Annotated in this window: 14 protein-coding genes; 5 read left to right on the top strand and 9 right to left on the bottom strand. The window is 62.0% G+C overall.

The window, feature by feature from the left end:
- Positions 1-485 (top strand): lipoyl protein ligase domain-containing protein (locus K675_RS0107320; RefSeq protein WP_017902862.1); only part of this gene is annotated, 485 nt, incomplete at its 5' end.
- Here K675_RS0107320 and crp read toward each other — a convergent pair.
- On the bottom strand, positions 482-1,132 hold the full coding sequence (gene crp / locus K675_RS0107315; RefSeq protein WP_017902861.1) for a cAMP-activated global transcriptional regulator CRP: 651 nt from the start codon (positions 1,130-1,132) through the stop codon (positions 482-484). The genes K675_RS0107320 and crp overlap by 4 nt on opposite strands.
- A gap of 208 nt (positions 1,133-1,340) precedes the next feature.
- Here crp and K675_RS0107310 point away from each other — a divergent pair, with 208 nt between their 5' ends.
- Positions 1,341-1,763 carry an OsmC family protein gene (locus K675_RS0107310; RefSeq protein ID WP_017902860.1) on the top strand — a complete coding sequence of 141 codons (423 nt, stop codon included), beginning with the start codon at positions 1,341-1,343 and terminating at the stop codon, positions 1,761-1,763.
- A 125-nt stretch (positions 1,764-1,888) separates the two neighbouring features.
- On the opposite strand, the gene coq7 is transcribed toward K675_RS0107310, so the two are convergent.
- The 6 genes from coq7 to hemJ form a co-directional block, all read right to left on the bottom strand.
- On the bottom strand, positions 1,889-2,536 hold the full coding sequence (gene coq7 / locus K675_RS0107305) for a 2-polyprenyl-3-methyl-6-methoxy-1,4-benzoquinone monooxygenase (RefSeq protein ID WP_017902859.1): 648 nt from the start codon (positions 2,534-2,536) through the stop codon (positions 1,889-1,891).
- 262 nt (positions 2,537-2,798) lie between these two features.
- Positions 2,799-3,137, bottom strand: coding sequence for a histidine triad nucleotide-binding protein (locus tag K675_RS0107300; protein WP_017902858.1), 339 nt, complete (start codon positions 3,135-3,137; stop codon positions 2,799-2,801).
- 65 nt (positions 3,138-3,202) lie between these two features.
- The gene (locus K675_RS0107295) at positions 3,203-3,991 is read right to left on the bottom strand and encodes an SDR family NAD(P)-dependent oxidoreductase (RefSeq protein WP_017902857.1); all 789 of its coding nucleotides are present in this window, start codon (positions 3,989-3,991) and stop codon (positions 3,203-3,205) included.
- Between the two features lie 123 nt (positions 3,992-4,114).
- Positions 4,115-4,957, bottom strand: coding sequence for a DUF805 domain-containing protein (locus K675_RS0107290; protein ID WP_017902856.1), 843 nt, complete (start codon positions 4,955-4,957; stop codon positions 4,115-4,117).
- Positions 4,958-5,034: 77 nt separating this feature from the next.
- Positions 5,035-6,003 (bottom strand): NAD(P)H-dependent flavin oxidoreductase, encoded by a 969-nt coding sequence (locus tag K675_RS0107285; protein WP_017902855.1) that lies wholly within the window; start codon positions 6,001-6,003, stop codon positions 5,035-5,037.
- Positions 6,004-6,034: 31 nt separating this feature from the next.
- On the bottom strand, positions 6,035-6,466 hold the full coding sequence (gene hemJ / locus K675_RS0107280; RefSeq protein ID WP_017902854.1) for a protoporphyrinogen oxidase HemJ: 432 nt from the start codon (positions 6,464-6,466) through the stop codon (positions 6,035-6,037).
- 134 nt (positions 6,467-6,600) lie between these two features.
- Here hemJ and argC point away from each other — a divergent pair, with 134 nt between their 5' ends.
- Positions 6,601-7,635: an N-acetyl-gamma-glutamyl-phosphate reductase gene (argC, locus tag K675_RS0107275; protein ID WP_017902853.1), complete on the top strand. Its 1,035-nt coding sequence runs from the start codon at positions 6,601-6,603 to the stop codon at positions 7,633-7,635.
- Between the two features lie 169 nt (positions 7,636-7,804).
- Positions 7,805-8,155, top strand: a complete 351-nt coding sequence (erpA, locus tag K675_RS0107270; protein WP_017902852.1) for an iron-sulfur cluster insertion protein ErpA — start codon at positions 7,805-7,807, stop codon at positions 8,153-8,155.
- Positions 8,156-8,215: 60 nt separating this feature from the next.
- On the opposite strand, the gene K675_RS0107265 is transcribed toward erpA, so the two are convergent.
- Positions 8,216-9,307 (bottom strand): anhydro-N-acetylmuramic acid kinase, encoded by a 1,092-nt coding sequence (locus tag K675_RS0107265; RefSeq protein ID WP_017902851.1) that lies wholly within the window; start codon positions 9,305-9,307, stop codon positions 8,216-8,218.
- 3 nt (positions 9,308-9,310) lie between these two features.
- On the bottom strand, positions 9,311-10,729 hold the full coding sequence (locus K675_RS0107260; protein WP_017902850.1) for a peptidoglycan DD-metalloendopeptidase family protein: 1,419 nt from the start codon (positions 10,727-10,729) through the stop codon (positions 9,311-9,313).
- Positions 10,730-10,939: 210 nt separating this feature from the next.
- Here K675_RS0107260 and tyrS point away from each other — a divergent pair, with 210 nt between their 5' ends.
- Positions 10,940-12,139, top strand: coding sequence for a tyrosine--tRNA ligase (gene tyrS / locus K675_RS0107255; protein ID WP_017902849.1), 1,200 nt, complete (start codon positions 10,940-10,942; stop codon positions 12,137-12,139).
- Positions 12,140-12,298 lie beyond the last annotated feature (159 nt).

Below are 12,298 nucleotides of genomic sequence, written 5' to 3'. Positions count from 1 at the left end.
CGGGTGGGGAGCCGGTGCCGCAATCGGCCTCGACAGTGAACATTGCCCTGGTCTATGCGCCACCGCGTGGCGAGGGTGATCAGAACCGAATCGAAACCGGCTATCTGCGCCTGTGCCAACCGATCTGTGATGCGCTGGATGAGCTGGGAGGCGTCGCGTCTCTGGGGGAGGTCGACGGAGCGTTTTGTGATGGTCGGTACAACGTCAACCTCAATGGACGCAAGCTGGTCGGTACAGCCCAACGCTGGCGGCAGAGTCGGGGGGGAACGCGTCCGGTGGGGTTGGTACATGGTGCGATGCTGATCGACGACGAGCGCGAATCGATGGTGACAGCGGTCAATCAGTTCTACCAGGCGTGTGGCCTGGAGCAGCGGGTGCGGGCCGCGAGCCATGTCGCGCTGCATGAGGTCTATCCGGCCCCGCTATTCCTTGAGAGGCTGGCCGGTTCTTACCAGCAACTGCTGGCAGGCCTGCTCGACACCTAGCGGGTGCCGAAGACCACCATGGTCTTGCCCTTGACGTGCACGAGGTTCTGTTCTTCGAGATCCTTGAGCACCCGGCCGACCATTTCCCGCGAACAACCGACGATCCGGCCGATTTCCTGGCGGGTGATCTTGATCTGCATGCCATCCGGGTGGGTCATGGCATCCGGCTGCTTGCACAGGTCCAGCAGGCAGCGGGCGACGCGCCCGGTCACATCGAAGAAGGCCAGGTCGCCGACCTTGCGGGTGGTATTGCGCAGGCGCTGGGCCATCTGTCCGCCGAGGGCGTAGAGAATGTCCGGGTCCTGCTGGGCCAGTTCGCGGAACTTGGCGTAGCTGATCTCCGCCACCTCGCATTCGACCTTGGCGCGAACCCAGGCGCTGCGCTCCTGCTCGACCCCGGCCTGTTCGAACAGCCCCAGCTCACCGAAGAAATCCCCGGCATTGAGATAGGCGATGATCATTTCCCGGCCGTCATCGTCTTCGATCAGGATGGTGACCGAGCCCTTGACGATGAAGAACAGGGTTTGCGAGCGATCGCCGGCGCAGATGATGTTGCTCTTGGCCTGGTAGCGTCGACGCTGGCAGTGCATCAGCAGCTTGTCGAGGTTCTTGATCTTGGAGAGGGAAGCGGAAGCCAGAGCAACCATGTTTGTATCCTGGAAAGACTGCACGGTTTGGTTTGATTTTTTTAGGCGTAGCCAAAAAGCTGGCATAACGCCAGCGATTTGGCGCCAGCTTAACAGACGTGCGGCATCGAGATGGCGGAATTTAATGGGCCGACCAACCGGTCGTCGCCTGAGCCTGCCGGGTGCTGTGCTAAGCTGACGCCCCTTTTTTATCAGTGGAGTCTTGGCGATGAAGGCACGCATTCAATGGGCTGGCGAAGCCATGTTCCTCGGTGAGTCGGGCAGCGGACACGTGGTGGTGATGGACGGCCCGCCGGAGAGCGGTGGCCGCAATCTGGGCGTGCGCCCCATGGAAATGGTGCTGCTGGGGCTGGGCGGCTGCAGCAACTTCGACGTGGTCAGCATCCTGAAGAAGGCGCGCCAGCCGGTCGAAAGCTGCGAAGCGTTCCTCGAGGCCGAACGTGCAAGTGAAGATCCGAAGGTGTTCACCAAGATCCACCTGCATTTCGTGGTCAAGGGCCGGGGCCTGAAAGAGTCGCAGGTCAAGCGGGCGATCGAGCTGTCGGCCGAGAAGTACTGCTCGGCCTCGATCATGCTCGGCGCCGCCGGTGTCGCCATCAGCCATGACTACGAGATCGTCGAACTCGGCTGATGCCCCGGGCAGGCTTTCGCTGTTTGTAGGAGCGGGGCTTGCCCGCGAAGCTCTTGGCTAGTTCAAGCGCCCATTCGCGGGCAAGCCACGCTCCTGCAAGATAACGGGTGCGGTGACCTGCCGGTTCAGATGCGGTAGGTGCTCTTGGTCATGACCTTGGCCAGCATGCTCATGCCGAACTTCACCGGTGCCGGGAAACGGAAGCCACCGGCGTCGAGCGCCGTCTCGGCGTGGTGCTCCTCGTCGATGCGCATCTGTTCGAGAATCGCCCGGGACTTTTCGTCTTCAGCGGGCAGTTGTTCGAGATGCTCGTTCAGGTGCTTGCAGACCTGGTCCTCGGTCGCTGCGACGAAGCCGAGGCTGACCCTGTCGCTGACCAGCCCGGCCGCCGCGCCGATCCCGAAGGATAGGCCGTAGAACAATGGGTTCAGCACGCTCGGGCGGCTGCCCAGTTGGCGGATACGCTGTTCGCACCAGGCCAGGTGGTCGATCTCTTCCTCGGCCGCGTGTTCCATGGCCGCGCGTACGTGGGGCAGTTTGGCGGTCAGGGCCTGGCCCTGGTACAGCGCCTGGGCACAGACTTCACCGGTGTGGTTGATACGCATGAGCCCGGCAACGTGTCGGGTGTCTTCCTCGCTCATCTGCGTTTCGGGCTGGACGATGGCCGGCGATGGGCGATATGGCTGGCCGCTGAACGGGAGCAAGGTGCGCATGGCGGCATCGGCCTGCAGCAACAGGCGGTCAATCGGCGAGTAGTGACGTTGGGTAGTCATGCTGACCTCCGGAGGAATCTCGGCCCGCAGTTTACCGCAATCCGCAGCGCAAGGTTTGAGCTGGGTCATCGACGGGATGGACGGGTTGCGGGGGAGCGTGTTGGCCTGGCGTTTCCTATCGCCAGCAAGCTGGCTCCCCTGGGTGATCCAGTCGCTTGCGGATCCCCTGTAGGAGCAGGGCTTGCCCGCGAACAGGCCAGTAGGTCTTACGCCGGCCCTGCGATCATCACTGCCGGCAAACCCGCTCCGACACACAGGCGTATCAGCCCGGAGGCCAGTTCATCTGGCGCTGACCCAGCACATGCATATGGATGTGGTAGACCGTCTGGCCACCTTTCTCGTTGCAGTTCATCACCACGCGGAAACCTTCCTCGCAACCCAGCTCCAGTGCCAGGCGCTGGGCGGTGAAGAGGATATGTCCGGCCAGCGCCTTGTCGTCCTCGGTCAGGTCGTTGAGGGTGGCGATCGGCTTCTTCGGAATCACCAGGAAATGCACGGGTGCCTGCGGGGCAATATCGTGAAACGCCAGAACCTGGTCGTCTTCGTAGATGATCTTCGCGGGTATTTCCCGGTTGATGATCTTGGTGAACAGAGTATCCACAACTGTTTCTCCGTTTGGGTAGGGACGGGCCGGAGTCTGTCTGCAGTGGCCCGCGAGTTCAAGTGTCAGCGTGGGCAGTATGTCCGGGTAATCAGGCCGGCCAGCTTGCGGATCATCCAGCGGCTGCCCAGGCGCGGCAGGCGGGTGAGCCAGCGATTGCGCCAGCCGGGGATGATGATCGCGCGATTCTTCTCCAGGGCACGTACCGTGTACAGCGCAACTTCCTCGGGGCTCATCATCAGTTTGCTGCGCTTGAGCTTGTCGGCCTGCAACTGGGCGGTGTGGAAGAAGGCGGTGCGGGTCAGGCCCGGGCAGAGCACCGAGACCTTGATCCCGGTTTTCTTCAGCTCTTCGCGCAAGCCTTCGCTGAAGTGCAGGACATAAGCCTTGCTGGCGTAGTAGCTGCTCATCCACGGCGCCGGGTGGAAGGCGGCGATCGAGGCGACGTTGAGGATCTGCCCACCACCCTGGATCGCCATCAGATTGCCGATGGAATGGCACAGGCGGGTGAGGGCGAGAATGTTCACCTCGATCAGGTCCTGCTCGGTACCCCAGTCCTGGGCCAGGAACGGGCCGCTGGTGCCCATGCCGGCGCAATTGACCAGCAGGTCGATCTGGTGTGTACCTTCCTCCAGTTCCAGCAGGAAGCCGGACAGACGCAAGGGTTCACTCAGGTCGCAGGCGCGGAAGAGCACCTCGACGCCGAAGCGTTGGGTCAGTTCGATGGCAATGCTTTCCAGCCGATCACGTTGGCGGGCAACCAGGATAAGGTTGCGACCGCGGCGCGCCAGGGCTTCGGCCAGGGCCAGGCCGATACCGCTGGAAGCGCCGGTGATCAGGGCGTAACGGGTCATGCAATTCTCCATGGCAACGGCGCCGTGCCTTGGGACAGGGAGGTCGCAAGGTCCAGCGCTGTTTATTTTGCCGACAGTCTACAGTGGCCACGGTTACTTGGCGCTGCTCTTGGGCTGGTTGGCCTAGGTATGCTTGATGCTGGCGGCCCCCAGGGCGAACAGCACGCCCATCAGGAAGACGACGAAGGTTGCCAGAATCGAAAGCACCTTGACCGCCTTGCTGTTCGGTGGCGGTGGTGCGCCGTAGCGGTTGGCCGAGGCATCGCCCGGATAGAACATGAGGACGAAAGGAAACACGTAGCCCACGAAGGGCACCAGCGAGAGCAGCCACAGCCAGCCGGACCAGCCGATGTCGTGCAGGCGTTGCACGGCCATCTGGATGGTCAGGAGTATGTAGAAGGCCACGGCGAGGATGATGGCCAGCCCACTTACGACCTCCGCGCCTTTCAGGACACCGACCAACACCGCTATCAGGGCGAGCGTCGCCAGTGCTGCCGTCATGCTCCAGGCCAGGTAGCGCAGTCGCCCTATCCGGCCATTGAGGCTGAATACCTTCAGTGGCCCGAATGTGGGCAACGTATCACCGACCTTGGCGGCGGGTGGAGCATATGGGGATTGCGGTTCGCTGGCGAGCGGGGGCGGGTTGTATGATGGCTTCGGCTCACTGAGGGCCGCAGGCGGTACACTGGCGGGCAACTCGTCGATATCGGCCAGGCTCAGTTCGCCGGTTGGAGTCTCTTCCACGATGCGCGCGTCGATCCCGGTTTTGCGCAAGGCTTCGAGATAGGTTTGCGCCTCGCTGGCCGAAAGGTCGCGCTTGAGGGCGATGGGCTGGCCGTTGAAGAGTTTTTCCACGGAAGCGATATCGCTCTTGAACAACTCGGCGAGGTTGAACTGGGCGGTGGTCTGTTCCACGCCAGGCAGCAAGGTGCCATCGAATACGATCTTGAAACGGATGTTGCTCATGGGGGCGTCCCTGTCGCGGCACTGATGGATGGCGCGTAGTGTAGGCCTGCAAGACACTTGCAGGCCACAGGGTTTCGCTAGCGTGGCCAGTGCCCTGACAGTTGCGTGGCGTGGGCCTGGGCCTTGCGGTATTCATCGTCGAGCCGCGCGACCAGTTGATCGATGCCCGGCAGGTCGTCGATCCCGCCGACGCCCTGGCCGGCCGACCAGACAGTTTTCCAGGCCTTGGCTTCATCGTTGAGCGGCTTGAGCTTGCTGCCGAAGTCGACTTCGCCCTTGCCCTGCAGGGCGGCCAGGTCGAAGCCGGCATTTTCCAGGCTCTGGCGCATGAAGCTGGCCGGAACGCCCGAAACGGCTGCGGTGTGCACGATATCGGCGGCATGCGAGTTCAGCAGCATTTGCTTGTAGGCTTCGGGCGCATGGCTTTCCGTGGTGCCGATGAAGCGGGTGCCGAGATAGGCCAGGTCGGCCCCCAGCAACTGTGCCGCGAGAATCTCGTGGCCATGGTTCAGACAGCCGGACAGCAGCAGGGTCTTGTCGAAGAACTGGCGGATTTCCGCGATCAGGGCGAACGGGCTCCAGGTCCCGGCATGCCCGCCGGCGCCGGCGGCGACCGCGATCAGGCCGTCGACTCCGGCTTCGGCGGCCTTTTCGGCATGGCGACGGGTCGTCACGTCATGGAAGACCAGGCCGCCATAGCCGTGCACCGCGTCGACCACTGCCTTGACCGCGCCCAGGCTGGTGATGACGATCGGTACCTTGTGCTCGATGCAGATCCGCAGGTCGGCCTGCAGGCGCGGGTTGCTGTTGTGCACGATCAGGTTGACGGCGTAGGGCGCGGGGTTTTCCAGCTCGGCCAGGCCGCTTTCGATTTCCTCCAGCCAGGCCTTGAAGCCGCTGCTTTCGCGCTGGTTGAGAGCCGGGAAGCTGCCCACCACGCCATTGCGGCAGCAGGCCAGGACCAGTTGCGGGTTGGAAATCAGGAACATCGGCGCTGCCACGACAGGCAGGCGCAGGCGTTGTTCGAGCAGAGCGGGCAGCGGCATGGGCGATACTCCGGAGTGACGACTTATTGGCTTAGAACGGTCTGACCACGACCAGAATTACGATAGCCAGCAATATCACAACCGGTACTTCATTGAACCAGCGATAAAAGACATGACTGCGGGTGTTCTCGCCACGGGCAAAACGCTTCACCTGGGCGCCGCACATGTGGTGATAACCGATCAGCAGCACCACCAGCGTCAGCTTGGCATGCATCCAGCCGCCCTGGGTGAAGTAGGCCGCGGGGTTGAGGCTGATCAGCGCACCGCCGAAAATCAGCGTGGCGATCATCGCCGGCCCCATGATGCCGCGGTACAGCTTGCGCTCCATGACGCTGAAGCGTTCCTGGCTGATGCTGTCCTCGCTCTGGGCGTGATAGACGAACAGGCGCGGCAAGTAGAACAGGCCGGCGAACCAGCAGACGATACTGACGATGTGAAAGGCTTTGAGCCAGAGATAGAGCATTTTTATGGTTTCCAGGTTCACGGTGGAGCAAATAGTAGAGTCTTGAGCCCGCGCACGTCACCTTGACGGTTGTCGCAGGCTTGCGCGGGCCCTATTATCGTGGGCTTTCCAGTGGTTTCGTTGAGGGGCAGGTCATGGTCAAGATCGGTATCGTCGGCGGCACGGGTTACACCGGTGTCGAATTGCTGCGTCTGTTGGCACAGCATCCGCAGGCAGAGGTGGTGGTCATCACTTCCCGATCCGAGGCCGGGGTGGCCGTGGCCGACATGTATCCGAACCTGCGCGGTCACTACGATGGCCTCCAGTTCAGCGTACCGGACGTCAAGACCCTGGGCGCCTGTGATGTGGTGTTCTTCGCCACGCCCCATGGCGTTGCCCATGCCCTGGCCGGCGAGCTGCTGTCCGCCGGGACCAAGGTCATCGACCTGTCCGCCGACTTCCGTCTGCAGGATGCCGATGAGTGGGCCAAGTGGTACGGCCAGCCACACGGTGCGCCGGCACTGCTGGACGAGGCGGTCTATGGCCTGCCGGAAGTCAACCGCGAGAAGATCCGCCAGGCGCGTCTGATCGCCGTGCCGGGTTGCTACCCGACCGCTACCCAGTTGGGTTTCCTGCCGCTGCTGGAAGCTGGCCTGGCCGATGCTTCGCGGCTGATTGCCGACTGCAAGTCGGGCGTCAGCGGAGCCGGTCGTGGTGCGAGCGTCGGTTCGCTGTATTCCGAAGCCTCGGAAAGCCTCAAGGCCTACGCTGTCAAGGGGCACCGCCATCTGCCTGAGATCCGCCAGGGGCTGCGCCGTGCCGCTGGCAAGGACGTCGGTCTGACCTTCGTTCCGCACCTGACGCCGATGATCCGCGGTATTCACTCCACCCTCTACGCGACCGTGGCGGACCGCTCCGTCGACCTGCAGGCGCTGTTCGAGAAGCGTTATGCCAATGAACCGTTCGTTGATGTGATGCCGGCGGGCAGCCACCCGGAAACCCGCAGCGTGCGCGGTGCCAACGTGTGCCGGATCGCCGTGCACCGTCCGCAGGACGGCGACCTGGTGGTCGTGCTGTCGGTGATCGACAACCTGGTCAAGGGCGCTTCGGGCCAGGCGGTACAGAACCTGAACATCCTGTTCGGCCTGGATGAGCGCCTGGGGCTGTCCCACGCCGGCATGCTGCCGTAAGCGCATCTTGCGACTCACCGGAAAGGCCCGCCATGCGGGCCTTTTTGCATGGTGCGCGGTGAAGCGGGCCTATTGATATACCATAACAATAGTTGACCGCTTTTCTAGGAGAAGCGGATAATGCACGTCATCACGCATTATGGCGGCGTAACGCCGGGAGATTTTCAGCATGAGCGTCGAATCCTTCACCCCCACGGCTTTGCTTTTCACTCAAGGTGCTGCGCACAAGGTGAAGAGCCTGGTCGATGAAGAGGGTAATGATCGCTTGAAGTTGCGCGTATTCGTTACGGGCGGCGGTTGTTCAGGGTTTCAGTACGGCTTCACCTTCGATGAGGATGTGGCCGAGGACGACACCATCGTCGAGCGCGAGGGCGTCAGCCTGGTGGTCGATCCGATGAGCTTCCAGTACCTGGCCGGGGCGGAAGTGGATTACCAGGAAGGTCTGGAAGGTTCGCGGTTCGTGATCAAGAACCCGAACGCTACCACGACCTGTGGCTGCGGTTCGTCGTTCTCGATCTGACGGATTGCCCAGCGCTTGACCCCAACGCCGCGAATCTTCGCGGCGTTTTGCTTGTCGGGTTCAGGCCGGGTAGATCGCGCCCAGGACCCGCAGTCCGCGTGCTCCTGTGACGCTGGGGCGGTTGGTCGGGATGCCTTCGAGGCAACAATGAGCCAGCCAGGCGAAGGCCATGGCTTCCACCCAGTCGGGGTCTATGCCGTGGGTTGCGGTGCTGGCGACCCGGGTGTCGGGCAATAGCTGCCCCAGGCGGGCCATCAGTGCCGTGTTATGGGCTCCGCCACCACAGACCAGCAGTTCCTCGGTGTTCGCCTGGGTATTGAGCAGCGACTCGACGATGGTTCGGGCGGTGAGCTCCAGCAGCGTGGCCTGCACGTTCTCGGCGTGGTAGGCGGGCAGGCGCCCCAGATGCTGCTTGAGCCAGTTCAGGTTGAAGACCTCCCGTCCGGTGCTCTTCGGGCCGGTGGTCTGGAAGAACGGATCACCCAGTAGCGCCTGCAGCAGCACCGGTTCGACCTGGCCGCTGGCGGCCCACTGGCCGTTGCGGTCGTAGGATTCGCCGCGCTGATCGTGAATCCAGGCATCGAGCAGCACATTGCCGGGCCCGCAGTCGAAGCCGCAGACCGGTTTTTCTGGCTCGATCAGGCTCAGGTTGCTGAAACCACCGATATTCAGTACGGCGCGATTGGCCCGGCGCTCGTCGAACAGTGCCTCGTGGAAGGCTGGAACCAGCGGTGCGCCCTGGCCCCCGGCGGCCACGTCACGCCGCCGAAAATCACTGACGACGCTGATGCCGGTCAGCTCTGCCAGCAACGCCGGATTACCGATCTGCACGGTAAAGCCGCGTGCCGGCTCATGGCGGATGGTCTGGCCATGGCTGCCGATGGCGCGGATCGATGCGGGAGTCAGTGATTGGCGGGCGAGCAGGGCATTGACGCCCTGGGCGGCCAGTGTTGCCCAACTGTGTTCGGCCAGCGCGGCCCGGGCAATCTCATCCGGGCCGCTGGCGCACAGGCCGAGCAGTTCGGCGCGCAGTGCGTCGGGCATGGGGATGTAGTGCGTGCACAGCAGTCGAATGCCGCTGTCCAGCTCGATCAGCGCGATATCCAGCCCGTCGAGACTGGTGCCGGACATCACGCCGATATAGAGCGCCATGATTCAGCGCTTGGCCGAGGCGAGCTTGGTGGCCTTTTCCTGGTCCATGCGCGCCATCAGCGGCTGGCTTTGCTGCAGGAAACGGGCACGCTCGGATTTGGCGATCGGGTCGGCCATCGGCAGCTTCTGGCTCAGCGGGTCGACGTGAACGCCGTTGACCTGGAACTCGTAGTGCAGGTGCGGACCGGTCGACAGGCCGGTGGTGCCGATATAGCCGATCACCTGGCCCTGCTTGACGTTGCTGCCGGTCTGGACGCCCTTGGCGAAGCCCTGCATGTGGCCGTACAGCGTACGGTAGGTGTTGCCGTGCTGGATGATCACGGTATTGCCATAGCCGCCACGGCGCCCGGCCAGGATCACCTTGCCGTCGCCAGCGGCCTTGATCGGCGTGCCACGTGGTGCGGCGTAGTCGACGCCCTTGTGCGCACGGATCTTGTTCAGGATCGGGTGCTTGCGGCCCATGGAGAAGCGCGAGCTGATGCGGGCGAAGTCCACCGGGGTCCGGATGAAGGCCTTGCGCATGCTGTTGCCGTCAGCCGTGTAGTAGCTGCTGTTGCCCTGCTTGTTGGTGTAGCGCACGGCGGTGTAGGTCTTGCCGCGGTTGGTGAAACGGGCGGACAGGATGTTGCCGGTGCCGACGGTCTTGCCGTTGACCACCTTCTGCTCGTAAATCACTTCGAATTCGTCGCCAGGGCGGATGTCCTGGGCGAAGTCGATGTCGTAGCCGAATACGCTGGCCATCTCGCGGGTCAGGCTGTGGGGCATGCCGGCGCGTTGTGCCGAGAGCGAAAGGGAGCTGTTGATCACGCCGTGCACATAGGCCGACTGCACGGTTGGCTTGGTGACTACACGGTTGAAGGTGAAACCTTTCGGGCCCTTGGTGAGTGTGATGGTTTCCAGGTCGCTGACCTTGCTGTGCAGGTTGTTCAACTGACCATCGGGGCTCAGCTCGAATTCCAGTTTCTGGCCGTGCTTGAGCTGGGAAAACTGCTTGGCCTGCTTGTCACTGGCCAGCACTTCATGCACGACCGCAGCCGGCAGGCCGACCTTTTCGAACAGGGTGGAGAGCGTGTCGCCGCGGGCCACGGTCACTTCACGGTGGCCGGGTCCCTTTTTCTCTTCCACGGCTGGCGCGGGCTCGTTCTTGACGGTGTTCTTGCCGTTATCGTCGCTGTTTTCGATCTGGGCGAAAGGCGATTCATTGCCTTCATTTGTGGCCTGGTCGAGTTCTACGGCGTCTTTGTCTTGTGTCAGTTGAGCGGCGGGACTTTCCAGTTCAAGGCTCAGGGTCGTTTTCTTGGCTTCGACATCGCTGGAGGGAAACACCAGCAGTGCCAGGCTGAGGAGGGCGGCGATACCACTTGCGGCCAGCAGGTGGGTCTTCGGATAAAGCGGCGGCGCTTTAGGCGGTTCTGTGCTCATGAGTGATTTGACTTTGAAAAAGATGAATTGGAAAAGATGAATGACATGATGAAGATGAAATAACTGTATAAAATATAACCAAAACATCTTTGAAGCAAGTCTGTCATGTGCGGGCAGGCCTTGGGCTGGCCGTACGCCGGGCAAAACTTGTATTTGGGCGGCGATCTTGTATGGTTGGTTCCCTTTGAATCTGAGCCTTGCAGGTTGGTTATGAAGTCGGTTGAAGAGCAGCTAGCGCTGATCAAGCGTGGTGCGGAAGAGTTGTTGGTCGAGTCGGAACTGGTCGAGAAGCTCAAGCGCGGCCAGCCGCTGCGTATCAAGGCTGGCTTCGACCCGACGGCGCCGGACCTGCACCTGGGTCATACGGTGCTTATCAACAAGCTGCGCCAGTTCCAGGATCTGGGGCATCAGGTCATTTTCCTGATCGGTGATTTCACCGGCATGATCGGTGACCCGAGCGGCAAAAGTGCAACGCGTCCACCGTTGACGCGTGAGCAGGTTCTCGATAACGCCGAAACCTACAAGTCCCAGGTGTTCAAGATTCTCGATCCGGCCAAGACCGAGGTGGCGTTCAACTCCACCTGGATGGACAAGATGGGGCCGGCGGACTTCATTCGCCTGACTTCGCAGTACACCGTGGCGCGCATGCTCGAGCGTGACGACTTCGACAAGCGCTATAGCTCCAAGCAGCCTATTGCGATCCACGAGTTCCTCTATCCGTTGGTGCAGGGCTATGACTCGGTGGCGTTGCGTGCCGATGTCGAGCTGGGCGGTACCGATCAGAAATTCAACCTGCTGATGGGGCGTGAGTTGCAGCGCTCCTATGGGCAGGAGGCGCAGTGCATTCTCACCATGCCGTTGCTCGAAGGTCTGGATGGCGTGAAGAAGATGTCCAAGTCCCTGGGTAACTATGTCGGGATTCAGGAGGCGCCGGGGGTGATGTATGGCAAGCTGGTATCGATTCCCGATGCGTTGATGTGGCGTTACTTCGAGTTGCTGAGCTTCCGCTCGATGGATGAGATCAGTCAGCTGCGCCAGGATGTCGAGGCGGGGGCCAATCCGCGTGACATCAAGATCCTGCTGGCTGAAGAGATCGTTGCCCGCTTCCATGGTGAGGAAGCGGCGGCCAATGCTCATCGTGGTGCCGGTAACCGTATGAAGGACGGCGAGCTGCCGGACGACCTGCCAGAGATCGAGTTGGCGGCGGCTGAAGATATGCCGATCGCGGCGATCCTTAACAAGGCGGGCCTGGTCAAGAACTCGGCAGTCGCTCGGGATCTGTTGGGGGCCGGTGGTGTTCGGGTGGATGGTGAGGTGGTCGATCGCGCCTTTATCTTCAAGTTGGGGGCTACCCATGTCTGTCAGGCTGGCAAGAAGGCGTTTGCCCGTATTGCGCTGAAGGCCGAGTGACTCGGCGTTTCGGGTTAGTAATGTTGGTAATCAGAAAGCCGGCCCCTTGGGGCCGGCTTTCTGCTTTTATGGGCTCTGCCTCTGCCTCTGCTTTGGTCTTTTGCTCTTGCTCTTGTGCTTTTGCTTTTGTGGGAGCCGGCTTTGCTGGCGATCCGCCGC

Origin of the sequence: Pseudomonas fuscovaginae SE-1, assembly GCF_000364705.1 — a bacterium.
Classification (GTDB): Bacteria; Pseudomonadota; Gammaproteobacteria; order Pseudomonadales; family Pseudomonadaceae; genus Aquipseudomonas; species Aquipseudomonas fuscovaginae_A.
Note: the sequence above shows the minus strand (reverse complement) of the source record. Positions and strands in the feature narration are given on the sequence as shown.

Excerpts from the sequence above, each read along its gene's own strand:
- crp (WP_017902861.1), bottom strand. The coding sequence starts at position 1,132 with ATGGTTGCTCTGGCTTCCGCTTCCCTCTCCAAGATCAAGAACCTCGAC.
- K675_RS0107310 (WP_017902860.1), top strand. The coding sequence starts at position 1,341 with ATGAAGGCACGCATTCAATGGGCTGGCGAAGCCATGTTCCTCGGTGAG.
- coq7 (WP_017902859.1), bottom strand. The coding sequence starts at position 2,536 with ATGACTACCCAACGTCACTACTCGCCGATTGACCGCCTGTTGCTGCAG.
- K675_RS0107295 (WP_017902857.1), bottom strand. The coding sequence starts at position 3,991 with ATGACCCGTTACGCCCTGATCACCGGCGCTTCCAGCGGTATCGGCCTG.
- K675_RS0107290 (WP_017902856.1), bottom strand. The coding sequence starts at position 4,957 with ATGAGCAACATCCGTTTCAAGATCGTATTCGATGGCACCTTGCTGCCT.
- K675_RS0107285 (WP_017902855.1), bottom strand. The coding sequence starts at position 6,003 with ATGCCGCTGCCCGCTCTGCTCGAACAACGCCTGCGCCTGCCTGTCGTG.
- hemJ (WP_017902854.1), bottom strand. The coding sequence starts at position 6,466 with ATGCTCTATCTCTGGCTCAAAGCCTTTCACATCGTCAGTATCGTCTGC.
- argC (WP_017902853.1), top strand. The coding sequence starts at position 6,601 with ATGGTCAAGATCGGTATCGTCGGCGGCACGGGTTACACCGGTGTCGAA.
- erpA (WP_017902852.1), top strand. The coding sequence starts at position 7,805 with ATGAGCGTCGAATCCTTCACCCCCACGGCTTTGCTTTTCACTCAAGGT.
- K675_RS0107265 (WP_017902851.1), bottom strand. The coding sequence starts at position 9,307 with ATGGCGCTCTATATCGGCGTGATGTCCGGCACCAGTCTCGACGGGCTG.
- K675_RS0107260 (WP_017902850.1), bottom strand. The coding sequence starts at position 10,729 with ATGAGCACAGAACCGCCTAAAGCGCCGCCGCTTTATCCGAAGACCCAC.
- tyrS (WP_017902849.1), top strand. The coding sequence starts at position 10,940 with ATGAAGTCGGTTGAAGAGCAGCTAGCGCTGATCAAGCGTGGTGCGGAA.